Genomic DNA, 22,577 nt, shown 5'->3' with positions numbered 1-22,577 from the left:
GGAATTCTTGTGCCTATTTCGACATCAGGAAGACGCCGACCGCGATGAAGGCGGCGCCCGCCATCCGCATGCCGGAAATGGACTCGGCGCCGGACAGCAGGCCATAGCCGAACACGCCCGCGATGGCGAAGGCGACCATCAGCGGATAGGCCAGCGTCAGGTCCAGCTGCCGCAGCGCCAGCGCGTAAAAACCAAAGCCCAGCCCATAGGCCCCGACAGCCGCCAGATAGGGCAGCGCCTGCGCCAGGAGCGGCGCCGGCGACGCCGTCGACGAGCCCGCCGCCTTGAGCGCCACGCTGGCGGCCACGCTGCAGGCCCCGCTGAGTATCAACCACAGGTATGCCATCGTCAGGTTCCCACGAGCAAGACCACCACCGCCACCCAGGCCAGCACCGCGATGCGTATCTGGTTGTCGGCCAGCAGGTCGCGGCCCGGCTCTTCGCCCGAGCCGCCCTTGTACAGCAGGTGCAGGTAGCGGAAGACGCCGAAGGTCACGATGGGAAGGGTCAGGACGAGATGTTCGGTGCCGTGCAAGGCCGCGGTCTCGGCATCCACCGTGTACAGGCCGTAGGTCAGCAGACTGGCGCTGGCCGTGATGGCCACCAGATTGTCCAGCAGCTGCGGGCTGTAGTGGCGCAGCACGACGCGCGTGCTGCCCTGCAGGGCGAGCGCCCCTTCCGGGATCGCCACGATTTCCGCGCGCCGCTTGGCGAAGCCCAGGAACAGGGTCAGCATGAAGCTGCACAACAGCATCCAGCGCGACGGCAAGATGCCCACCGCATAGGTGCCGCAAGCCAGCCGCAGCATGAAGCCGGCGGCGATGCAGAACACGTCGACCAGCACCTTGTGCTTCAGGCGCAGCGTATAGGCGATGTTCAGGAGCAGGTAGGCCGCCACCGCGAGCGCCACCGGCCATAGCCCGCTGGCCAGCGGCAAGCCCAGGGCGCCCCCGGCCAGCACCACGATCAGCGCGCGCGCCGTCGGCAGGCCGACCCGGCCGCTGGCGATGGGGCGATAGCGCTTCTTGGGATGGGCGGCGTCGGCGGCGCGGTCGTGATAGTCGTTCAGCACGTAGACCGCGCTGGATGCCAGGCAGAACGCCACGAACCCCACGGCCACGCCGAACACCAGCGCGGAATTCGTCCAGCCGTGGCTGAAGATCAGCCCGATCAGCACGAAGCCGTTCTTCAGCCATTGCTGCGGGCGCAGCAGCGCAATGATGGCGTTCATGGCTTGACCGCCTGGCCGCGATACCAGGCGTGCCGGGCGGCGGCGATCATCCATTGGTCGCCGCGGCTGTCGCCATATGCATACAGCTCGTACTGCTGCGGGGAGCCGAAACGCTCGGTCAGGCGCCGCATTTTTTCGGGCCCCCAGCAATTCGGCCCATCGAAATCGCCGGTGAGCCTGCCGCCGCCGTCCACCGCCATCCGGGTGCAGAGCAGGTCGTCGAATCCCAGGTGGCGCGCCACGGCGTCCAGGTAGATATCCGGCGATGCGCTCACCAGCACGCAGTGGTCGCCGCGCTGCTGGTGCCAGCGCAGCCGTTCCAGCAGCGCCGGCCGCAAGGGGATGGAAGGCACCCAGGCGCTCGCGATGCGGGCCAGGTCGGCGCGCGGGCGGCCTTTGAGCGCCGCCCGGCAGAGCGCCGCCTTGGCCTCTTCGTTGCTGAGCACGCGCAGGGCGAACCCGGCCAGCGAGGGAGCGGCGCGCAGCAACGCCCCAAGCAGCCTGGCCCATGAAAGATGGGCCAGGAAGGGAATGAATGTGTCACGGTGGGTCAGGGTGCCGTCGAAGTCGAAGGCCGCGATCACACGTGCGGGGACGGGGAACTGCGATTGTGAGGGCATACTGCTTTCGCTACGGAATCCGGTCCCGCTGGATTGAGCAGACAGACTATGCCAGGAATGAACCGGCATCCGGGACGTTGGTGCGCGTTATCAGACGCATGCTCATCCGGATGAGCCGCCGGGCCCGAACGTTATCCAATGCGTCAATTATTGCCGACTTGTAACATATATTACGAAGATGGGCAAATATGGCAGCAACCCTTTCCGCAGACGGGCTCATCCACCGATGCCGGCCCCGCCGCCATGGTTTGCGCCGGGCACGGTCGGCCCTGCGCCTCGCCATGGCGGCGCTGGCAACAAAAGGGGGAGGGAAAGCCGGCGCGGCCCCGCCGCGCCGGAAGCGGGGTCAGTCTTTGCGCTTGCCGAGTTCCACGCCGGCCAACTGCTCCGACAGGCGGGCGACGGCGGTGTGGTCCTGGCCCTGGCCGAGCGTCTTGCCGGCCGAGGCCCACAGTTCGCGACACAGCGAGGCGAACGGCGTGGGCGTGCCGGTGTCGGTGGCGATGCCCAGCGCGATGCCCAGGTCCTTGACCATCAGGTCCAGGCCGAAGCCGGAATTGAACTGGCGCGACAGCACGAACTGCTTGAACTTCTTCTGCGTGGAATTGTTCATGCCGGTGGAGGCGTTCAGCACGTCCACGATCACGTTCGGATCCAGGCCGAACTGCTGGCCGATCAGCATGGCTTCGACGCCGATCAGGAAGCCCCCGGCCGACACCAGGTTGTTCAGGGCCTTCATGGCGTGGGCGCTGCCCACCGCGCCCACGGGCGTGATCGAAGTGCCCATGCTGGACAAGGCGGGGCGCACCCGTTCCAGCGTTTCCGCCGGGCCGCCGAACATGATCGCCAGCTCTCCCGTGCGCGCGCGCGGGACGCCGCCGGAGACCGGCGCATCCACCATTTCGCCGCCCGCGGCGGCCACGGCCTGGGCCAGCCGCTGCGTGTGCGCCGGCACGCCGGAGCTCATGTCGACCACGACGCTGCCCGGGCGCAGGCCCGCCAGCACGCCCTGCTCTCCGCCCAGCACCTGCTCGACGATGGCGCTGGTGGGCAGCATGGTGAAGATGATGTCGGCTTGGCCCGCCAGCTCGGCGCAGGTGGCGGCGGCCTGCCCGCCCACCTCCTTGGCGAACTTCGCGGCCTGGCCCGGCACGGCGTCGAACACCGTTACCGCGAAGCCGGCCTGCACCAGCCTGGCGGCCATGGGCCAGCCCATGCTGCCGATGCCGATCAAGCCGACGCGTGCTTGCGATGTGTTCATGCTTGCGGCTCCTTGAAGGCGCCCTCTTCTTCCAGCACCTGGTTGGCCACCTTGAAGGCGTCCAGGCCCGCGGGGATGCCGCAGTACACCGTGGCCTGCAACAGGATTTCCTTGATTTCCTCGACCGACACGCCGTTGTTCAGCGCGCCCTTGACGTGCAGCTTGATCTCGGCCGGCCGGTTCAGCGCCGTCAGCATGGCCAGGTTCAGCATGCTGCGGGTCTTCTTTTCCAGGCCCGGGCGGCCCCAGGTATAGCCCCAGCACCACTCGGTGGTGATGTGCTGGAACGCCATCATGAATTCATTGGCGCGGGCGAGCGAGCCGTCCACGTATTCGGTGCCCAGCACTTCGCGGCGCAGGTTCAGGCCTTGGTCGAACAGGGCCTGGGTTTCGGATTTGATGTCTGCCATGGTTGCTCCTCTCCTACTGTGACGGTGGCTGGCGAGGGTTGGCCTCGCCGTCGATTTTGTCTGATTGTCAGTCAAAATAGATTCCAGCGTCAATAGTCCGATTGTCTGACAATATTCTTGACCGAATGAAAGACAGGAACAATAATTGGCCCAGAGCGCCGGGCTGGCTGCCGAGCGCCATCCTCGAAAAAAGCCAGGAGACAAACCATGAAGACACCCCATCAGGCCGTCCGCCGCGGGCGCCGGGATTTCGTCACCGGCCTCGGCGCCGCCGCCTTGGCAGCTAGCCTGCCCGGCCGCGCGCTGGCCGCCCCCGCCGAAATCAACGTCGGCGTGATCCTGCCCTTGTCGGGCGCCAACGCCCAGTTCGGCATCAACTCGCGCCAGGGGCTGGAACTGGCCGCCGACGAAATCAACGCGGCCGGCGGCATCAAGGCCCTGGGCGGCGCGAAGCTCAAGCTCATCATCGCGGACGCCACCTCTCAGCCCACCACGGCGGCCACCGTGGCGCAGCGGCTGATCACGCAGAACCGCTGCGTCGCCATCATCGGCGCGTACGCATCGTCGCTGACGCTCGCCGTCTCGGAAGTGACCGAGCGCCGCGGCATCCCGCTGCTGACCATGTCGTTCTCGGACGTGCTCACCGAACGCGGCTTCAAGCACATCTTCCAGGTGGTTTCCAAGGGCTCCGTGCTGGGCCGCGCGCAATACGACTACGCCGCGTCGGTCGTGGCCGGCGCCTCGGAAATCAAGAAGATCGCGCTGCTGTACGAAGACACGGCCTACGGCACTTCGCAGGCGGTGGGGGTGCGCAACGCGGCCAAGGCGGCGGGCGCGCAGATCGTGCTGGACGAGGCCTATCCCCTGGGCATCACCGACGTCACGCCGCTGATCAGCAAGCTGCGGGGTTCGGACGCCCAGATCGTCTTCCCCATTTCCTATCTCAACGACAGCCTGCTCATCATCCGCGTCATGCGCCAGCAGCGGCTGACCGTGCCGGTGGTGGGCGGCGCGGCCGGCTACGTCATCCCCGACTTCGCGAAAGCGCTGGGCCAGTATTCGCAGGCCGTGCTGTCGATCGCGCCCGCCAACTACGACCAGGCTCCCGAGTACACCGAGCGCTACCGCAAGCGGTTCGGCACCTTCATGCCGCACGAGGCGCTGGAGCACGCCGTGTGCGCCGGCGTGCTGGCGCAGGCCCTGGAAGTGGCGGCGTCGGACAAGCCCGAAGCGGTGTCCAAGGCCCTGCGCGCGCAAAAGTACGACCAGGGCTGGGCCGGCGTGATGTCGGGCGGCGGCGTGCATTTCGACGCCAGCGGCCTGAACACCATGGCGCAGCCCATCATGGTCCAGTGGCAGGACAACGAACTGGTCTCGGTCTGGCCCCAGGCCCTGGCCAAGGGCCGCGTCATCAACGCGGGCTGAGCGCGGCGCGCGCGGCGCACGGAGAGCGATCATGCAATTCTTGCAGGCCCTGGTGGACGGCATCCTGCTGGGCGGCGTCTACGCGGTCATATCGATCGGGCTGACACTCGTCTTCGGCGTGGTGTCCATCGTCAACTTCGCCCAGGCCGAGTTCCTGATGGTGGGCATGTTCGTGGCGTACTTCGCCTGGAAACTGCTGGGGCTGGATCCGCTGCTGGGATCCCCGCTCTCGTTCGCCGTCGCCTTCGTCCTGGGCGTGCTGACGCAGAAGTACCTGATCAACCGGGTGCTTAAGGCGCCGGCGGTCGCGCAGATCTTCCTGACGGTGGGCCTGCTCATCGTCATGGAGAACCTGGCGCTGATCCTGTTCGGATCGGAGTTCCGGTCGGTGCAGACGCCCTACCAGATGACGGCGCTGGCGATCGGCCCCATCCTGCTCAGCGCGCCTTACCTGCTGGCCTTCGCCGTGGCGTCGGTCGCCGGGCTGGTCCTGTGGTGGGTCTTGAAGAAGACCTGGTGGGGCATGGCCGTGCGCGCCACCGCCCAGGATCCCATGGCCGCCCGGCTGTCCGGCATCTCCACGCACCGCGTGCATCAGCTGGCGTTCGGGCTGGGCGTGGGCATGACCGCATTGGGCGGCGGGATCATCCTGCCCTACCTGACCGCCTCGACCACCGTCGGCGCCCAGTTCAGCGTGCTGATGTTCACCGCCGTGGTGCTGGGCGGCCTGGGCAGCGTGATCGGGGCCGTGGTGGGCGGCGTGGCGGTCGGCGTCATCCAGTCGCTGTCGTCGCTGGTGCTGCCCATGCAGCTGCAGAACCTGGTGCTCTTCGCGATCTTCATCCTGGTCCTGGCCGTGCGTCCGGAAGGTCTACTGAAAAAGGCGGGCTGATGACTCTGAACCGACAACTCCTGCAGTGGGCGCTGGTGCTGGCGGCCGCGCTCGGCCTGCCCTGGCTGATGGAAGACCAGGGCTACGGCATCCGCGTCATGACGCTGGTGCTGCTGTTCGCCGCCATGGGCCAATCCTGGAACATCGTGGGCGGGCTGGCCAACCAGATCTCCCTGGGGCACGCGGCCTTCTTCGGCCTGGGCGCCTATACCTCCACCCTGCTGCTCATGCGCTACGGCATTTCCCCCTGGCTGGGCATTGTCGCCGCCATGGCGGTGGCGGCGCTGGCGGGCGCCCTGCTCAGCCTGCCCACCATGCGCCTGCGCGGCCACTATTTCGCGCTGGCCACGCTGGCGTTCGGCGAAGTGCTTCGGGCCATCGCCAATACCTGGGCCTCGGTCACGGGCGGCCCCGTGGGCGTCTCGATTCCGTTCTCGGAAGGGCTGTCCCAGATGCAGTTCAAGTCCAGCATTCCCTACTATTACCTGATGCTGGGCGCCGCGCTGATCACTTCCATCGTGTTCGCGCTCATCAGCCATTCGCGCCTGGGCTATCGCCTGCGCGCGGTGAAGGCCAACCCGCAGGCCGCCGAGGTCATCGGCGTGAACACCGCGCGCACCCGCATCCTGGCGGCGGTGATCTCCGCCGCCCTCATGGGCGCCTGCGGCACGCTATATGCGCAATTCATCTACTTCTTCGATCCGGACACCGTGTTCTCGCTGGTCGGCATCTCGGTCCGCGTCGCGCTCATCTGCATCATCGGCGGCGTGGGCACCGTGGCCGGCCCGCTCATCGGCGCGGCGGTGATCATTCCGCTGGAAGAGGTGTTCAACGACTGGCTGTCGGGCCACACGGCGGGCGTGTCGCAGCTCGCCTTCGGCCTGATCCTCATCGCGATCATCCTGGTCGAACCCCGGGGCCTGTCGGCGTTGTGGGCCCGGCTGCGCAACCTGACGGGGAGGCAGCATGCCTGACATCCTCAAGGTCGCCCATATCCAGCGCCGCTTCGGCGGCCTGAAAGCCGTGGACGACGTGTCGTTCAACGTCGCCAAGGGAGACATCCTGGGGCTGATCGGCCCCAACGGCGCGGGCAAGACGACGCTGTTCAACCTGCTGGTCGGCCTGTACCGCGGCAACGGCGGGCGCATCGAACTGGACGGCCACGATATCGGCGGCATGCGCCCGCACCAGATCGCGGCGCTGGGCATGACCAAGACGTTCCAGAACGTCGCGCTGTTTCCCGAAATGACGGTGCTGGACAACGTGCTGGTCGGCGGCCTGCTGCGCCACGGCGTGGACCGCGCCCGCCAGGTCGCGCTCGCCAACCTCGACCGGGTCGGCCTGTCCGCCATCGCGCGCAAGCCGGCGGGCGAGCTGTCGTTCCCCGAACAGGCGCGGGTCGAACTCGCCCGCGCCCTGTGCACCGATCCCAAGGTATTCCTGCTGGACGAGGTCATGGCGGCGCTGAACGAAGCCGAAATGGACGCCATGCTGGACCTGATCCGCACCCTGCGCGACGAATCCGGCATCACCTTCATCGTGGTGGAACACCATATGCGCGCCATCATGCGGCTCTGCAACCGGATCCTGGTGCTGTCGTTCGGCCAGAAAATCGCCGAAGGCAGCCCCGCCGAGATCGCCTCCGATCCGACCGTGATCGAAGTCTATCTGGGCAAATCGCTGGAGCAGGTGGAGGTGCCGGTATGAGCCCGCCGAACCTGCTGCAGATCGACGCCCTGACCGCCTCCTACGACCGCAGCCCGGTCTTGCGCGACGTGTCGCTGACCGTGCCCGAAGGCAGCTTCATCGCCGTCGTCGGCGCCAATACGGCCGGCAAGAGCACCTTGCTGCGCTGCATCTCCGGCCTGCTCGACAAGACCCGCGGCAGCGTGAAGTTCGACGGGCAGGAGATCCTGCGCCTTGCGCCGCACCGCATTCCCGAACTGGGCATCGCCCACGTCCCCGAAGGCCGCCACGTCTTCCCCGAGATGACCGTGGAAGAAAACCTGTACCTGGGCGGCTACACCCGCCGCCGCGACACGGCGGAGGTCAAGCGGGATTGCGACGGGATCTACGCCCTGTTTCCGCGCCTGCGCGAGCGCCGCCGGCAGCTGGCCGGCACGCTGTCGGGCGGGGAACAGCAGATGGTCGCCTTCGGCCGGGCGCTGATGCTCAAGCCCCGGCTGCTGTTGCTGGACGAGCCCAGCCATGGGCTGGCGCCCAAGGTCGTCGAGGAAATGCACCAGGCCATGGTGGACATCCACCGCAGCGGCCTGACCATCCTGCTGGTGGAGCAGAACACCCGGCTGGCGCTGTCGGTCGCCGAATACGCCTACGTGCTGCAATCCGGCTCCATGGTGCTGTCCGGCCCCAGCAACGCGCTCCTGGAAGACAGCCGGGTGCGCGCCGCCTATCTGGGACTGTAACCATGAGCGGCCGACGGGATATATTGCGTCTTTACGTCGATACGGCGGTTCGCCGAGGCATGGCCCAGGGCCCGTGCCGGCGCTGGAACCCGCCGCCTGGATAAACGAGAGATTGCTATGGCCACCCCCACAGGCGCGATATTCGAAAAGCCCGCCACCCTGCGCACCCGCGTGGAGGAATTCCTGCGCGCGTCCATCATGGATGGGCGAATCAAAGGCGGGGAACGCCTGCGCGAACTCGAACTGTGCGAACAGCTCGGCATCAGCCGCAGCACCCTGCGCGAAGCGCTGCGCACGCTGGAAGCCGAGCGCCTGATTTCCATCGAGCCGCACCGCGGCCCCACCGTCGTGCGCATCACCGAGAAGGCGGCGCGCGACCTCTACGCCCTGCGCGCCCTGCTGGAAGGCTATGCCGCCCACGAGTTCGCCCGACTGGCCGACGACGCGGACATCGAACGCCTGCGCAAGGCGGTGGACGCCCTGCACCGCCAGTCCAAGGGCAGCAACAAGGCGGCCCTGCTGGCGGCCAAGCGCGATTTCTACGACGTGCTGCTCAGCGGCTGCGACAACGACCTGGTCAAGGACATGCTGCCCGGGCTGCTATCGCGCATCAACCTGCTGCGCGCCACCTCGTTCGCGCGCTCGGACCGCCTGCCGGAAAGCCTGGCCGAAATCGATCATCTGTTCGAGCGCATCCGCGCCCGAGACCCGCAAGGGGCGCAAGAGGCCGCCCGCAGCCATATCGTGAACGCCGAGCGCACCGCGCTCGAAGTGCTGCGGCGCCAACAAGAGGAGACCCAGGGAAGTGAAGGCGATCGTCCAAGAACTGAAGGCCGCGGTAGCGCTGGCCCAGCAGGATAAGGAATTCCTCGGCGCCGCCCGGGGCCTGCCCTGCGCCATCTGGCTGCAGGCGGGCGCCGAAGCCGGCGAAAAAATCGTGGCCTGGGCCGGCCAGCCCGCCGGCCCCTCGCAGTGCATCGTCATCAGCGCCCCGCCGGACGCCTGGCAGAAAATGCTCTGTGCCACGCCCCCTCCGGGCTACCACTCCTTCACCGCCGCGCGCCGCCATGCGCCGGGCTTGCGCATCAAGGGCGACGCCCTCGCCGTCGCCCAGGCCCTGCATCCGCTGGAGCGGCTGTTCGAGATCCTCCGCGGGCAAAGCGAGGCCGTCCCCGCCCCGCTGGACCGCAGCCCGATCTCCGGACACTACGCCTCGATAGGCATCGGCGCGGAAACAGCGAGCATCTACTACGAAGCCAGCGGGATCGAGTCCGGCCCGCCGCTGGTGATGCTGCATACGGCCGGCGCCGATTCCCGCCAGTTCCATGCGCTCATGGCCGACCCCGCCCTGCGGCGGCAATGGCGCATGATCGCCTTCGACATGCCCGGCCACGGCCGCAGCATGCCCCTGCCCGGGCAATCCTGGACCGAAGACGGCCTGACCCTCGACACCTATCTGCAAACCTGCCTCGCGACGATCCGCTGCGTGGCGGGCGCGCCCGCGGTGCTGCTGGGTTGCTCCATGGGCGCGGCGATGGCCCTGGTCGCCGCCACCCGTAGCCCCGCCGACGTGGCCGGCGTCGTCGCCCTGGAGGCGCCCTGGAAAGCCAGCGGGCGGCGCACGCCCCTGCTTTGCCATCCGCAGGTGAACCAGGCCGCCCACAACCCCGCCTACGTGCGCGGCCTGATGGCGCCGGCCTCCCCGCTGGCCGCGCGGCGTGACGCGGCATGGATTTATTCGCAGGGCGGCTTCAATGTGTACGCCAACGATCTCTGGTTCTACAGCGAGGATTTCGACGCCGCCCGGGACGTGGCGGGGCTGGACACCGCCGCCTTCGGCGTCTCGCTGCTGACCGGCGCCTACGACTACTCGGCCAGCCCCGAGGACTCGCGCCGGGTCGCCGCGCTGATCCCCGGCGCGCGCTTCGGCGTCATGCCCGACCTCGGCCACTTTCCCATGGTCGAGAACCCACAGCGGCTCCTGGACTACCTGCGACCCGAACTGGACCACATCCGCGCATCGAGGGGAATCGCATGACACTGCCGAACCACGAAGTCTATGCCTTGCGCTACGCGACGGTCGCGCGCAACCGGACCCAGAACTTCATCACGCCTCCCGATCCGCACGACGGCCCCATGCCAATGGATTATTTCGTCTGGGTCATCCGCAACGGCAGCCGAGTCTACCTCGTGGACACCGGCTTCAACGCGGCCGCCGCCCAGGCCCGGGGCCGCGAGTTCCTGCGCTGCCCGATCGAATCGCTGCGGAAGCTGGGCATCTCGCCCGCCGACGTCCAGGACGTCATCGTCACCCACCTGCACTACGACCACGCGGGCAATATCCGCAAGCTCCCCAACGCCCGCCTGCATCTGCAGGAAAGCGAACTGCACTATGCCTGCGGCTGCAACATGCGCTTCGACATGCTGCGCCATGCCTACGCGGTGGAAGACGTGGTCGACGTGGTGCGCGGCGTCTATGACAAGCGCGTGGCCTTCTATCACGGCCATGACGAAATCGCGCCGGGCCTGCAATTGCTGCATATCGGCGGACACACGCAAGGGCTGCAGGCCGTGCGGGTGCACACCGCGCGCGGCTGGCTGGTGCTGGCGTCCGATGCCAGCCATTACTACGACAACATGGGCTTGCAGGCGCCGTTTCCCATCGTCCACAACGTGGCCGACATGCTGGCGGGCTACGACACGCTGTTGAAATACGCGGAATCGCCCGAGCACATCGTCCCCGGGCACGATCCGCTGGTCAGGACCCGCTACCCGGGCCTGGACGGCACCGATACCGAAGTGGTGGCGCTGCACCTGGGCGGCCAGGCCTGAGGGGCTACAGGCCCAGCGGCCGCACCAGTTCCTGCGCTTCCTCCGCGGACAAGTCCTGCACGATCAGGACCAGGCCCGCCCGCCGCGCCGCGTCGTCGGCCACCGCCACGGTTTCGGGCACGGAGAAGACGTGCCGCACCCCGTGCACGGCGCGCAGCGTCCCGTCGGACCATCGCAGCAGCCCCTTGGCGCGCAACAGGCGCTCGCCGATCTGGCGCTGCATGTGCCGGGTCCAGCGCGCATAGTCGTCCCAACCCACCGGCTCCCGTTGCCGGAATGCATACGAGGCGATGCCGTAGCGCAGCACGTGCGCCAGCGGGGCAAGGGCGATCGATGGGCCGGAAGCCGGGTCCGCGGCATCCAGGTGTTCGGGACGCAAGCCGTCGAACAGCGCCGGCGCATCCTCGTCCACGGTGTCGGGCGACACTGCGCGGATGGGCGCGCTGGCGTTGTATCCGCCGAGCGCGGATCGCAGCGCGGCGATGTCCGCCGCGCCGGCCAGGTCGGTCTTGGTCAGCGCGATGCGGTCGGCGATCGCAACCTGGGTACTGGCTTCGCGATAGGCTTCCAGCGTCGCCAGGCCATGAAGCGCGTCGACCGTGGCCACCACGCCGCCGAAACGGTAGTGGCGCGCAATCGACGGATCGGCGGCCAGCGTATTGATCACGGGGCACGGATCGGCCAGGCCGGAGGTCTCGACCACCACCCGCGCGAAAGCGGGCACCTCGCCGCGCAGACGCCGGTAGTACAGCGATTCCAGCGTGTCCTGCAGCGAACTCGTGGCCGCGCAGCACAGGCAGCCAGAATCGAGCAGCACCACGTCGGTGTCGTCGGCCTTGCCCACCAGCATGTGGTCCAGGCCGATCTCGCCGAACTCGTTGATGACCACGGCGGTGTCCGCGAAGCGCGGGCTGCGAACCAGACGGGACAACAGCGTGGTCTTGCCGCTGCCCAGGAATCCGGTCAGCAGATAGACGGGGATCGGTCCGGCGACGGCCTCGGACATGGGATGCGCGTCCAGTGGTGGATCAACCTTGCGCGGCGTCGGCCGCGCCGGGCAGGTTGCGCAGATAGTCCTGCACTTCGCGCGACGGAATCACATCGGCGTATTTGCAGTTCAGGTCGAACAGGCTCATGGCGTGGCTGGCCTGGAAGCGGTCGAACGCCGCTTCCTCGGGAATGATGACCTTGAAATTATAGGAATAGGCGTCCACCGTCGTGGCGCGCAGGCATCCGGACGAGGTGCAGCCCACCAGGATCAGGGTGTCCACGTCCAGGAAATTCAGGTGGCTCATGAAGATGGTGCCGAAGAAGCACGAAGGCTTCTGCTTGGTGATGCGGATGTCCTGCGGACGCGGCGCAAGCGGCTCCACCGTCTGCGTGGCATGGGTGTTGGCCAGGACGGTCTTCTCTCCGCCGCGATGGTTCTTTCCTACCTGCACGCCGCTGTCCAGGAGGTCCGCCCGGCGGCCGCTCTCGGTATAGAAGACGGGAATGTTCTTCTCGCGGGCCAGTTCCAGCAAGGGCACGATATGGGCGACGGCCTCCCAGGCCTCGCGGCCGCAGTGCGTGCGGTATTGCTTCAGCCCTTCGAGGATGTCCTCGGGCGTGTCGCCGCAAAAGTTGTACTGCACGTCGATGATGAACAGGGCGGGCCGCTTGCCGAAGCCGCCGCGCTTGCCGTAACCGGCCTGCGCCAGTACCTGCTTGTCGCGTTCGGTGAGGAAGTCGTCCCAGATTCGCTTGGTTTCGCTCATGATGGTGCCTGCAAGAAAAGTGATGGAGTCAGCTCAAAGGCGCTTGAGATAGCGGCCGCCGGGGTTCGCGCGCGCCGCCTCGGTGATGCGGCCGTCCAGCGCCACGGTGCGCCCGCGCACCAGCGTGCGCACGGGCCAGCCCTTCAGGGTCATGCCCTCGTAGGGCGAGTAGTCGGAGTTCGATTCCAGCGTGGCGGGATCGACGGTGCGCTCCAGGTCGGGGTCGACCAGCACCAGGTCGGCATCCTTGCCGATCTCGATGCTGCCCTTGGTCGGCATGCGATAGATGCGGGCGGAATTCCCGGCGCTGACCTGCATCAGCGTCTCCAGCGGCACGCCGCGGCGGTGATAGCCTTCGTGCAGCAGGATGGGCAGCATGAGGCCCGTTCCCGGGAAGCCGTTGCTCGCGGCCCAGATGTCGGTGTCCTTGGTGGCGCGCTTGCGCGGCACGTGATCGGTGCCGATGGTGGTGATGGACCCGTCCAGCACGCCTTCCCACATGGCGTCCACGTCGTCCTGCCCCCGCACCGGCGGGTTCACTTTGGCGTAGGTGCCGGCCGGCGATTCGTCGTTCAGGAACAGGTAGTGCGGGCAGGTCTCGACATAGATGGGCGGCGCGTCGGGCGTGCGCCGATGGCGCCGCGCTTCGTTCAGCGCTTCGCGGCTGCTCAGGTGCACGATATTGACCGCGGCGCCGGTCTTGGCCGCGAAGTAGCACACGCGATGCACGTTCTCCGCTTCCAGGAAATCCGGGCTCTGCTCGTTCCAGGCTTTCAGGTCGTCGCGTCCGGCCGCGCGCAGGGGATCGCGCAGCACGGGAATCACTTCCACGTTCTCGCAATGCACGCCCATGATCGCGCCCGGAATCGCGGCGGTGGCGCGCAGCGCCGAATACAGCAGCCCGTCGTCGATATCCGTGAAACCCTTGGACAGCCCGGCGGCGCCCTTGTACATCATGTAGAGCTTGTAGGACGACACGCCGAACCGACGCGATATCTCGTCCAGCGTTTCCACGTGCAGGTTGCTGGTGATGCCGAAATGGAAGCCGAAGTCCACGCAGCTTTGCGACAGCGCGCGGTCGCGCAGCTTGTCGAACGATTCGCGGATATCCGCGGAACGGTGGAACGACAGCACGGTGGTGGTGCCGCCCAAGGCGGCGAAGCGCGACTCCGTCTCGAAATCGGTTTCCGGCGAACCAAAGCCGAAATGCACGTGCGGATCGATCAGGCCGGGCAGCACCCACAGTCCCTGGCAATCGATGGTCTCCCGGGCTTCCAGCGGTGTGCCGGGCTCGGCGATGATGGCGATGCGGCCGTCGATGACGCCCAGCACGCCTTCGGTCAGGCCCTGCTGCGGCAGCAGCAGCCTTGCGTTGGTCAATAGCAGATCCAGCATGATTTCGTCTTTCCCGAGAGATGCGCGTTGTCAGCAATGCGCCGCGTTCGCGGCCGCCGTTTCGTTCAAAAAGGAATTGAGGACACTGGACGGAATCCCGCCCTCCGCCATGAGCTTGCGTTCGGCCTGCGTGAGCACCTGGGCATGGACCTGGAAGCGCATGCGGCGCTCGCCGTCCTCGGCCTCCACCTCGATGGGCTCGCCCTTCAGCACGCCGTTCTCCACGTTGGCGAAGCGCAGGAGCTCGGCGCCGGTCAGGCCCAGCTGGCGCCAACCCTGTCCCGCAGCGAACGCCAGCGGCAATACGCCCATCCCCACCAGGTTGGCGCGATGGATGCGCTCGAAGGATTCCGCGATCACCGCGCGCACGCCCAGGAGCGCCGATCCCTTGGCGGCCCAGTCGCGGCTGCTGCCCATGCCGTAATCCCTGCCCGCCAGGATGACGCTGGCCTCGCCGGCATCGCGATAGGCGCGCGCGGCATCGACCACCGCCATGCGCTCGCCATCCGGATAATGGACCGTCACTCCCCCCTCCACACCTGAGACCAGGGCATTCTTGATGCGGATGTTGGCGAAGGTCGCGCGCGTCATGACGTGATGGTTGCAGCGGCGCGCGACGTAGGTATTGAAGTCGCGCGGCGCCACGCCCTGCTCCAGCAGGTATTGGCCGGCGGGGGTGTCGACCGGGATTTCGCCGCTGGGCGAAATGTGATCCGTGGTCAGGGAGTCGCCGAATGCGGCGAGCACGCGTCCGCGCCCCAGGCTGGCGGCCAGGTCGGCGAGGGCATCGCGTCCCGGCCGCGCCTTGAAGAACGGGGGCTCCACCAGATACTGCGAGTCCGGGTCCCACGGAAAGCGCAACCCCGAGGGGGCTTCCAGGTCGCGCCAGATCGCGCTATCGAGGCTGGCGGGATCGTAGACTTCCGCGAACAGCGCCGGATCCGAGGCCAAGGGCAACAAGGCGGCTATCTCATCCTGGCTGGGCCAGACGTCGCGCAGATAGACCGGCGCGCCGTCCGTGCCCGGGCCCAGCGGCTCGCGCTCGAAATCGATGTCGATGCGCCCCGCCAGCGCGTACAGCACCACCATCGCGGGCGAGCCGATGTAGTTGGCGCGCAGCAGCTTGTGGATGCGTCCTTCGAAATTTCGGTTGCCCGACAGCACCGCCGCCGCCACCAGGCCGCCCTCGGCGATGGCATCGGCCATCGCCGGTTCCAGCGGACCCGATTTGCCGCCGCAGGTGGTGCAGCCGTAGCCGATTACGTGGAAGCCCTGCGCCTGCAGCGGCGCCAGCAGGCCCGCGGACTCCAGGTAGCGGGTCACGGCGCGCGAGCCCGGCGCGAGCGAGCGCTTGATCCAGGCCGGCGGCGTCAGGCCGAGCGCCAGCGCCTTCCGCGCCACCAGCCCGGCGGCCAGCATCACGCCCGGATTGGAGGTGTTGGTGCAAGAGGTGATGGCCGCCAGCGCCACCGAACCGTGGCCTGCGGCGTCGCGGCGAGGCGGATGCGCGGCCACGGCGGCCGCGTCCACGCCGAAGCCGCCCTCCGCGACGGGCTCGGCCAGGCGGCGGCGGAAGTCCGCCGGGACGTCGCCGGCGTCCATGCGGTCTTGCGGACGGCGCGGACCGGCCACGCTGGGGCGAGCTGCCGACAGGTCGATCTCGATCACGCGGCTGTAGGCCGGCGCCGCATCGCCGGCGTCGCGCCACAGCTGGTTGGCGCGCGCGTAGGCGTCGATCAGCGCCAACTGCTCCTCATCGCGCCCGGTGATGCGGGCGTAGTCCAGCGTGCGCGCATCGATCGGAAAGAAGCCGCAGGTGGCGCCGTATTCCGGCGCCATGTTGGCGATGGTGGCGCGCTCGGGCACGCTGAGCGCCGCCACCGCGGGCCCGAAGAATTCGACCATGCTGCCCACCACGCCCGCGGCGCGCAATTGCTGCGTGATCAGCAAGGCCGCGTCCGTCGTCAGCGCGGGCGCCTCGATGGCGCCATGCAGCCGCACCCCGACCACTTCCGGGACGGGAAAGGTGTACGCCTGCCCGAGCAGGGCCGCTTCGGCGTCGATGCCGCCCACGCCCCAGCCCAGCACGCCCAGCGCGTTGACCATGGGCGTGTGCGAATCGCCGCCGATCACGAAATCGGGATAGGCCCATTCGCCGTCCGGCCGCACCTGCCGCGCCACGATCGGCGCCAGGTACTCCAGATTCACCTGATGGATGATGCCGATGCCCGGCGTGATGACGCGCAAGCCCTTGTAGGCCTGCTGCGCCCATTTCAGGAAGCGGTAGCGTTCGTCGTTGCGTTCGAACTCGCGGCGCAGGTTGCGTTGCACCGCGCTGGCATCGCCCCAATGATCGACCTGCAGCGAATGGTCGACGATCAGGTCGACAGGAATGCGGGTATCGACCTGCGCCGCATCGCCGCCGGCAAGGGCCACGGCATCGCGCAGTGCCGCGAGGTCCTGCAATACGGGCAATCCGCTGGAGTCGGGGAGGATCACGCGGGCCACGTGCAGCGGCAGGTCCGCCCCCAGATGTTCGCGCCAGTCCCACAGCCTGCCGATCTCTTCTTCCGTGACGGCCGCCCCCCACGCGCGGTGCCGCAGGAGGTTCTCCAGCAGCACGCGGATGACATAGGGATAACGGCGGAGGTCACGGCCGGCGGCGCGGGCGGATTCGGACAGGTCCGCGTAGCGCAGCGCCCTGCCGCGACAGGAGAAAGACTGGATCATGGCAGCGGTAATCGGGAAAATCTCAACTGGTTCCATCTTACGGCTTTCAAAATCATAGTGTCAACACTATTGGAATTTGACCGACATCAAGAATAGGAACTCGCAATGCAGATTCCCGCCCCGCCCATCAAGTGTAGATAGATGACAGGACTCTCCCTCCTAGGGAAAACCCCCGCGGAACGTCGGTAAAATAGCCCTCTCACCCTAGACGCACGGCCCTGGCAGGCCAATTTGGCAAAACGACTCAACTCCAAAAGAGTTGACACTTTTAAGATCCCTTTGATAGGCTGTCAACACTATGAACACCTCCACGCCCTCCATCGCCACCAAGGAAGACGCCTCCGGCCCGCTGGCCGACGTGGTGTTCGGCCAGGTGCTGGACGCGATCTACCAGGGGCGGCTGGCTCCGGGCAGCGTCATCAATGAAGTGGCGCTGGCACAGGAATTCGGCGTCAGCCGCGGCCCCGTGCGCGAAGCCGTGCGCCGCCTGCAAGGCATTCAGCTGGTCACCCGCGAGCCCTACATCAAGGCACGCGTGGTGACGCTGTCGGCGGAGTCCGCGCTGGAACTTTTCCAGATGCGCATGGCGCTGGAAGGCGTGGCCTGCAACCTGGCCACGCGCCGCATGAGCGACGAGGAAATCGCGCAATTGCTGGTCGAGCTGGAGCAGGATCGCCAACGCCGGCTCGAAGCCGCCAATGGCGGCGCGCCCGCTCCGCGGGTGTTCGACTTCCATGAACGCATCGTGCGGGCCAGCGGCAATACCCGCATCGTCAACGCCCTTTGCGGCGATCTCTATCATCTGTTGCGCGTCTACCGCCGGCATTCCGGCACCGTGCTCGAACGCAAGGACGATGCCTACGCCGAACACTGGCAGATCCTGCGCGCCATCCGCGCGCGCGACGCCGAGCTGGCGGAGTCGCTCATGCGATCGCACATCGAACGCGCGGCGCAACACCTGTTTGAACATCTGGCGGAAGGGGCGTCCGGCATCGCCGGGCACCCCGTCTCGGCCGCCTAACGCCCTTTGGAGCAGCACGACATGAACAACCCGCGCAACCAGTTCCGGCAATTGCTGAAGAACGAACCCTTCATCGTCTCCCCTGGTGTCTACGATGGATACAGCATCCGCCTGGTCGAGGCCGCGGGATTCAAGACCGCCTGCACCAGCGGCGCGGCCGTGTCGAACGCGCTGCTGGGTATCGCCGACATCGGCGTGATGGGGTTGGCGGAGAACGTCACGCATTGCCGCCACCTGGCGCGGTCCGTCTCCATCCCGCTCACCGCCGACGCGGATACCGGCTACGGCAATCCGGTGAACGTCTACCATACGGTGCAGATGTTCGAGGAAGCCGGCGTCGCGGGCATCAATCTGGAAGACCAGGTCAGCCCGAAGCGCTGCGGCCACATGCCCGGCAAGGATGTCGTCAGCGAAGCCGAGATGGTCAAGAAGATCGAGGCTGCCTGCCTGGCGCGGCGCGACGACGATTTCGTCATCATCGCCCGCACCGACTCGCTCGCCCTCGAAGGCATCGAAGGCGCGGTCAAACGCGCGCGCGCCTACGCCCGGGCCGGCGCCGACATGCTGTTCCCCGACGCGGTGCGCTCCGAGGACGACATCAAGCGCCTGGTGGACGCGGCGGGCATCCCGGTCAGCATCAACATGGGCTTCGGGATCCGCAACCGGCCCACCACGCCGCTGATTCCGCTGCCGCGCCTGAAGGAAATCGGCGTCAAGCGCATCAGCCTGCCGCGCATGTTGCCGGCGGCCGCCATCCACGGCATGCGCCAGGCCCTGCAGGTCATGCAAGGCGTGGTTGCCACCGGCGTGCCCGCGGACCGCCCCGACCTGCTCGTGGGCATCGAAGACATCATGGAACTGATGGGCTACGAGCAAATGCGAGCCATGGAAAAGCGCCTCACCACGCTGGACGCCTGAGTCCGACGCCATGACCGAGCGTAATGCTGCGGCGCATTGCGTCCTGACGGGCGCGGCGTCCGGAATCGGCCTGGCATTGGCCAGGCGGCTGCTGGCGGACGGCTGGCGGGTGACGGGCATAGACATCGCGCCCGCCGCCATCGAGTCCGAAGATCGCTACGCGCACCTGCGGTGCGACCTGTCCGATGCCGCCGCCCTGCAAAGCCTGTGCGCCGGCCTGTCCGGCTGCGCGCCGACCGCGCTGGTGCATTGCGCCGGCCTGGTGCGCACCGGCGGCGCGCGGGATACGCGTATGGAAGACGCGGATCTGCTCTGGCGCCTGCATGGCGCCGCGCCGATCGCGCTGGCCGGGGCGCTGGTTCCGCAGCTGCCCGACGGGCGCGGCCGGATCGTGCTGGTTTCCAGCCGCGCCGTGCTGGGCCGCTCGCAACGCCTGGCCTATGCCTCGACCAAATCCGCGCAGATCGGCCTGGCGCGCAGCCTGGCAGCCGAGCTGATCGGCCGCGGCATCACGGTCAACGTCGTCGCGCCGGGCGCGGTCGACACGCCCATGCTGACGGATCCGAAGCGCGGCGCGCCGCCCGGGATCGCGCTGCCGCTTGGCCGCCTGATCGCCGCCGATGAAGTCGCCGCGACGATCGCTTTTTTCCTGGGCGCGGAAGCCGGCGCCATCACCGGGCAGACACTCTACGTCTGCGGCGGCGCCTCGCTCGGAGCCATGGCCTTATGACCGCCACGCCCCTTCCCACCCTGCACGGCAAGACGGTGATCGTCACCGGCGCGGCCGGCGACCTCGGCCAGGCGATCGCCGCTTCCTGCCTGCTCGCGGGCGCGCAAGTGGCCCTGCTGGATCGCGACGCCGATATGCTGCAGCGCAGCCGGCAGTCACTGCCCGACGCGGACTCGCGCGCGCTGGCGCTCGCATGCGACGTCGCCGACGAAGCCGCCACCCGCACGGCCGTGGAGCAGATCGCCGCGCACTGGGGCGGCATCTACGCGCTGGTGAACAACGCCGCGGCCGTCACGCCGGGCTGCAAAGTCGCGGATCTGGCGCCCGAACAATGGCGCCAGGCGCTGGACGTGAACCTGACCGGCGCGTGGCTGATGAGCAAATGGGCCATTCCCCACATGGCGCGCGCCGGCGCGGGCGTGGTGCTGAACATCGCGTCCCAGCTCGGCAGCGTGGCCGCGCCCGGCCGCGGCGCCTATGGCGCGAGCAAGGCGGGGCTCATCGCGCTGGCCCGCGCCATCGCCGTGGACCATGCGGCCGACGGCATCCGCGCCCTGAGCCTGTCGCCCGGCGCCGTGGCGACCAGCCGCCTGGCCGCCCGCTACGGCAGCGCGCAGGCCGCAAGCGACGCGCTCGCCGTCAAGTATCCCGCCGGCCGCCTGGGCACCGCCGAAGAAGTCGCCCAGACCGCAGTTTTCCTGATCAGCGAGGCAGCCTCGTTCATCACGGGCACGGACATTCGTGCCGACGGGGGATACACCGCGATCTAGCGGAGCCGCCGTTTCCTCACGCAGTGCTTACATCACACACATTACCAGGGGGTTTAGATATGACTGACTCGTTCACCCACGCCGCCGGCGCCGGGGCGCCGCTGCGCCGCAAGGTGCTGGCGCTGCTGGCCTGCGCCGCCGGCATCGCCGCCGCTCCCGCTTTCGCGCAGAGCGCCGACACATTCCCCACCCGCCCGGTGACCATCGTGGTTCCGTTCCCGGCCGGCGGCGCCACCGACATCACCGCCCGTCTCGTGGCGGAAGGCCTGTCCAAGAAGTGGGGCCAGGCGGTCGTCGTCGAAAACAAGCCGGGCGCGGGCGGCAACGTCGGTTCCGAGTACGTGGCGCGCGCCGCGCCGGACGGCTACACGCTGGTGCTGGGCGTCACCGGCTCGCACGGCATCAATACCTCGCTCTACAAGAACATGCGCTACGACCCGGTCAAGGACTTCGAGGCCGTCACGCAAGCCACGCTCTACCCCAACGCCATCATCGTCAACAATGACGTGCCGGCCAACAATCTGCAAGAACTCATCGCCCTGCTGAAAAAGCCCGACGCGCACTATTCGTATGGCTCGGACGGCAATGGCACTGCCTCGCACCTGGGCATGGAACTGATCAAGAACCAAGGCAAGTTCGAGATCTCCCACATTCCCTACCGCGGCAGCTCGCCCATGGTGACCGACCTGCTGGGCGGCCAGATCCAGGTGGGCATTACCGGCTTGCCCGCCGTGCAGGCCTACGCGAAGAGCGGCAAGCTGAAGATCGTTGCGCTGACCACCGCCGACCGCTTCGCCAGCGCGCCCGACTATCCCACGGTTGCCGAACAGGGGTTCGCCGGGTACGCCGCGCCGCCCTGGTCGGGCTTCTTCGCCCCCAAGGGAACGCCCAAGGCGTTGGTGGAGAAGATCTCCGCGGACATGCGGGAGGTGATGTCCGACCCGAAGGCGAAGGAAAAAATGATCGCCGCAGGCAGCGAGTTCACGCCCTCCACGCCCGCGGAGTTCCAGGCCTTCGTGCAGAAAGAGATCGCGAAATGGGCCGAAGCCGTCAAGATCTCCGGCGCCCGCATCGACTGATCCCGGGCGGCCCGCCCCACTGACGCGGGGCGGGCGATGAACGTCAGCTGGTTGCCGCTGAAGTCGGTGCCGCCGCTCTGGCGGCGGGCGACCTTGGTAAAGGACCGGCTGGCCTATAGCGAATACCGGTACTCGCAGTTCAGGGTGGCCTTCAGCGGCGCCCGGCTCTGGATGCCGGACACGGAGTCCGGCCGAGGCGCCGTCAGCTTGGCCTGGAACCGGCCGGCGAGGTCGCCGTTTTCGCGTTTCTTCACGTCCACGCTGGCCGGCAAGGCATAGAGCGTCAAATGCGCGCGCTCGGCGGGCACGACCAGGGTGAATACCGACTGCGGGAAGTCCGTCACCGCGACACCGGGGCTCGTGTCCGAATCGAAGCTCAGGCTGCCGTCCGCGTAGGTCAGCGTGACCTTCAACTCGTCCGACGAGGACGAGGGGATCACGCCTTTCAGGGCGACCTTGCCGCTGTCGGAAATGCAGTCCAGCTCGGCGGGCGCCGATCCCGCGTGAGCAACGCCCGCCAGCAGCAGGCAAGTAAGTAGCCAGGTCCCGCGCACCGCCATGTAGATCTCCTTGGCCAGACTCGAACGCGAGCCGGTGCGCAATAGTAGAACGTCCGCGGCGCGGCGGGCGCCGCATCGGCTAGGATTGGGGAATCGCCGACGCGCAAGAAGGAGTCTTCCATGCCCGCTATCCGTCATTTCCTCCGCGCCGCCGCCCTGGCGGCGCTCCTGCCCTGCGCAGCGCAGGCCGAAACGGTCGTCCTGCATGCGGAGCGCGCAACGGCCAGCGCCGATCCGACGACCTCGGCCAGGGTGGTGGAGATCGAACTGAAGCCCGAGAGCCGCAAGGCGCTTGCCGACTTCACCCGCGAACGCGTCGGCAAGCGCATCCAGCTGCGCTCGGAAGGCGTGCTGCTGTCTTCGGCCACGGTCATGGGCCCCCTGGAAGGCGACAGCTTCCGCATTACCGCGGGGGTGCACGGTTTCGAAGGCAAGTCCGCCGAAGAGATCGCCCAGCGCATCATGAAGTCCGGCGGGCTGACCGTGGACGACGAGAACACGGCGAAATAGGCGCGCCCCGC

General features: G+C 67.8%; 24 protein-coding genes. 14 read left to right on the top strand and 10 right to left on the bottom strand.

Translation table 11 applies throughout. The features are described from left to right. Nucleotides 1-13 precede the first annotated feature (13 nt). The 5 genes from ADE01S_RS21070 to ADE01S_RS21050 all read right to left on the bottom strand — a co-directional run bounded on the left by ADE01S_RS21070 (nt 14) and on the right by ADE01S_RS21050 (nt 3,521). Complete coding sequence (locus ADE01S_RS21070; protein ID WP_062683704.1) at nt 14-346, bottom strand: DMT family transporter; 333 nt, start codon at nt 344-346, stop codon at nt 14-16. A 2-nt stretch (nt 347-348) separates the two neighbouring features. Next, the gene (locus tag ADE01S_RS21065; protein ID WP_232482079.1) at nt 349-1,230 is read right to left on the bottom strand and encodes a decaprenyl-phosphate phosphoribosyltransferase; all 882 of its coding nucleotides are present in this window, start codon (nt 1,228-1,230) and stop codon (nt 349-351) included. Beyond that, nucleotides 1,227-1,850 carry an HAD-IB family hydrolase gene (locus tag ADE01S_RS21060; protein ID WP_062683703.1) on the bottom strand — a complete coding sequence of 208 codons (624 nt, stop codon included), beginning with the start codon at nt 1,848-1,850 and terminating at the stop codon, nt 1,227-1,229. The genes ADE01S_RS21065 and ADE01S_RS21060 overlap by 4 nt, the downstream gene beginning before the upstream one ends. A 346-nt stretch (nt 1,851-2,196) precedes the next feature. Then, on the bottom strand, nt 2,197-3,111 hold the full coding sequence (locus ADE01S_RS21055) for an NAD(P)-dependent oxidoreductase (RefSeq protein WP_062683702.1): 915 nt from the start codon (nt 3,109-3,111) through the stop codon (nt 2,197-2,199). Then, nucleotides 3,108-3,521, bottom strand: a complete 414-nt coding sequence (locus ADE01S_RS21050) for a carboxymuconolactone decarboxylase family protein (protein ID WP_062683701.1) — start codon at nt 3,519-3,521, stop codon at nt 3,108-3,110. Before ADE01S_RS21050 ends, ADE01S_RS21055 begins: the two co-directional genes overlap by 4 nt. A 207-nt stretch (nt 3,522-3,728) precedes the next feature. Here ADE01S_RS21050 and ADE01S_RS21045 point away from each other — a divergent pair, with 207 nt between their 5' ends. From ADE01S_RS21045 to ADE01S_RS21010, 8 genes are all read left to right on the top strand, one after another. After that, nucleotides 3,729-4,946, top strand: a complete 1,218-nt coding sequence (locus ADE01S_RS21045; RefSeq protein ID WP_062683700.1) for an ABC transporter substrate-binding protein — start codon at nt 3,729-3,731, stop codon at nt 4,944-4,946. Nucleotides 4,947-4,977: 31 nt separating this feature from the next. After that, the gene (locus ADE01S_RS21040; protein WP_062683699.1) at nt 4,978-5,838 is read left to right on the top strand and encodes a branched-chain amino acid ABC transporter permease; all 861 of its coding nucleotides are present in this window, start codon (nt 4,978-4,980) and stop codon (nt 5,836-5,838) included. Then, complete coding sequence (locus tag ADE01S_RS21035; RefSeq protein ID WP_062683698.1) at nt 5,838-6,812, top strand: branched-chain amino acid ABC transporter permease; 975 nt, start codon at nt 5,838-5,840, stop codon at nt 6,810-6,812. The genes ADE01S_RS21040 and ADE01S_RS21035 overlap by 1 nt, the downstream gene beginning before the upstream one ends. Further along, nucleotides 6,805-7,545, top strand: coding sequence for an ABC transporter ATP-binding protein (locus ADE01S_RS21030; protein ID WP_062683697.1), 741 nt, complete (start codon nt 6,805-6,807; stop codon nt 7,543-7,545). Before ADE01S_RS21035 ends, ADE01S_RS21030 begins: the two co-directional genes overlap by 8 nt. Further along, complete coding sequence (locus ADE01S_RS21025) at nt 7,542-8,264, top strand: ABC transporter ATP-binding protein (protein ID WP_082775865.1); 723 nt, start codon at nt 7,542-7,544, stop codon at nt 8,262-8,264. Before ADE01S_RS21030 ends, ADE01S_RS21025 begins: the two co-directional genes overlap by 4 nt. Before the next feature lie 117 nt (nt 8,265-8,381). Next, a complete protein-coding gene (locus ADE01S_RS21020; RefSeq protein WP_062683696.1) occupies nt 8,382-9,125 on the top strand; it encodes a GntR family transcriptional regulator in 744 nt (247 codons plus the stop codon). Then, nucleotides 9,070-10,302: an alpha/beta fold hydrolase gene (locus ADE01S_RS21015; protein ID WP_062683695.1), complete on the top strand. Its 1,233-nt coding sequence runs from the start codon at nt 9,070-9,072 to the stop codon at nt 10,300-10,302. The genes ADE01S_RS21020 and ADE01S_RS21015 overlap by 56 nt, the downstream gene beginning before the upstream one ends. Next, entirely contained in the window at nt 10,299-11,096 is a 798-nt protein-coding gene (locus ADE01S_RS21010; RefSeq protein ID WP_062683694.1) for an N-acyl homoserine lactonase family protein, read from the top strand. The genes ADE01S_RS21015 and ADE01S_RS21010 overlap by 4 nt, the downstream gene beginning before the upstream one ends. Nucleotides 11,097-11,100: 4 nt before the next feature. Here ADE01S_RS21010 and ADE01S_RS21005 read toward each other — a convergent pair whose 3' ends face one another. From ADE01S_RS21005 to acnA, 4 genes are read right to left on the bottom strand one after another with little or no spacing between them, the layout of a single operon-like run. Then, a complete protein-coding gene (locus tag ADE01S_RS21005) occupies nt 11,101-12,102 on the bottom strand; it encodes a CobW family GTP-binding protein (RefSeq protein ID WP_062683693.1) in 1,002 nt (333 codons plus the stop codon). Between the two features lie 22 nt (nt 12,103-12,124). Then, nucleotides 12,125-12,853 (bottom strand): isochorismatase family protein, encoded by a 729-nt coding sequence (locus ADE01S_RS21000; RefSeq protein ID WP_062683692.1) that lies wholly within the window; start codon nt 12,851-12,853, stop codon nt 12,125-12,127. Between the two features lie 33 nt (nt 12,854-12,886). Continuing rightward, on the bottom strand, nt 12,887-14,248 hold the full coding sequence (locus tag ADE01S_RS20995; protein ID WP_062683691.1) for a dihydroorotase: 1,362 nt from the start codon (nt 14,246-14,248) through the stop codon (nt 12,887-12,889). A 30-nt stretch (nt 14,249-14,278) separates the two neighbouring features. Beyond that, nucleotides 14,279-16,978 carry an aconitate hydratase AcnA gene (gene acnA, locus ADE01S_RS20990; protein ID WP_062683690.1) on the bottom strand — a complete coding sequence of 900 codons (2,700 nt, stop codon included), beginning with the start codon at nt 16,976-16,978 and terminating at the stop codon, nt 14,279-14,281. 298 nt (nt 16,979-17,276) lie between these two features. Between acnA and ADE01S_RS20985 the strand changes: the two genes are divergently transcribed. Genes ADE01S_RS20985 through ADE01S_RS20965 form a run of 5 tightly spaced genes read left to right on the top strand, consistent with a single transcriptional unit; the run spans nt 17,277 to nt 21,496 of the window. Continuing rightward, nucleotides 17,277-17,999 carry a GntR family transcriptional regulator gene (locus tag ADE01S_RS20985; protein ID WP_062683689.1) on the top strand — a complete coding sequence of 241 codons (723 nt, stop codon included), beginning with the start codon at nt 17,277-17,279 and terminating at the stop codon, nt 17,997-17,999. Between the two features lie 21 nt (nt 18,000-18,020). Continuing rightward, entirely contained in the window at nt 18,021-18,917 is an 897-nt protein-coding gene (locus tag ADE01S_RS20980) for an isocitrate lyase/PEP mutase family protein (RefSeq protein ID WP_062683688.1), read from the top strand. 10 nt (nt 18,918-18,927) lie between these two features. After that, a complete protein-coding gene (locus tag ADE01S_RS20975; RefSeq protein WP_062683687.1) occupies nt 18,928-19,647 on the top strand; it encodes an SDR family NAD(P)-dependent oxidoreductase in 720 nt (239 codons plus the stop codon). Further along, nucleotides 19,644-20,417 carry an SDR family NAD(P)-dependent oxidoreductase gene (locus ADE01S_RS20970; RefSeq protein WP_075873216.1) on the top strand — a complete coding sequence of 258 codons (774 nt, stop codon included), beginning with the start codon at nt 19,644-19,646 and terminating at the stop codon, nt 20,415-20,417. The genes ADE01S_RS20975 and ADE01S_RS20970 overlap by 4 nt, the downstream gene beginning before the upstream one ends. 59 nt (nt 20,418-20,476) lie before the next feature. Further along, nucleotides 20,477-21,496 carry a Bug family tripartite tricarboxylate transporter substrate binding protein gene (locus ADE01S_RS20965; protein ID WP_062683686.1) on the top strand — a complete coding sequence of 340 codons (1,020 nt, stop codon included), beginning with the start codon at nt 20,477-20,479 and terminating at the stop codon, nt 21,494-21,496. 113 nt (nt 21,497-21,609) lie between these two features. Here ADE01S_RS20965 and ADE01S_RS20960 read toward each other — a convergent pair whose 3' ends face one another. Next, a complete protein-coding gene (locus tag ADE01S_RS20960) occupies nt 21,610-22,056 on the bottom strand; it encodes a hypothetical protein (protein WP_062683685.1) in 447 nt (148 codons plus the stop codon). Between the two features lie 120 nt (nt 22,057-22,176). Between ADE01S_RS20960 and ADE01S_RS20955 the strand changes: the two genes are divergently transcribed. Next, a complete protein-coding gene (locus tag ADE01S_RS20955) occupies nt 22,177-22,566 on the top strand; it encodes a SecDF P1 head subdomain-containing protein (protein WP_062683684.1) in 390 nt (129 codons plus the stop codon). The last annotated feature ends 11 nt before the right edge of the window (nt 22,567-22,577 follow it).

Source organism: Achromobacter denitrificans NBRC 15125 (genome assembly GCF_001571365.1).
GTDB classification, from domain to species: Bacteria; Pseudomonadota; Gammaproteobacteria; order Burkholderiales; family Burkholderiaceae_B; genus Achromobacter; species Achromobacter denitrificans.
The sequence above is the reverse complement of the archived record's forward strand: the minus strand, read 5'-3'. Positions and strand labels throughout refer to the sequence as shown.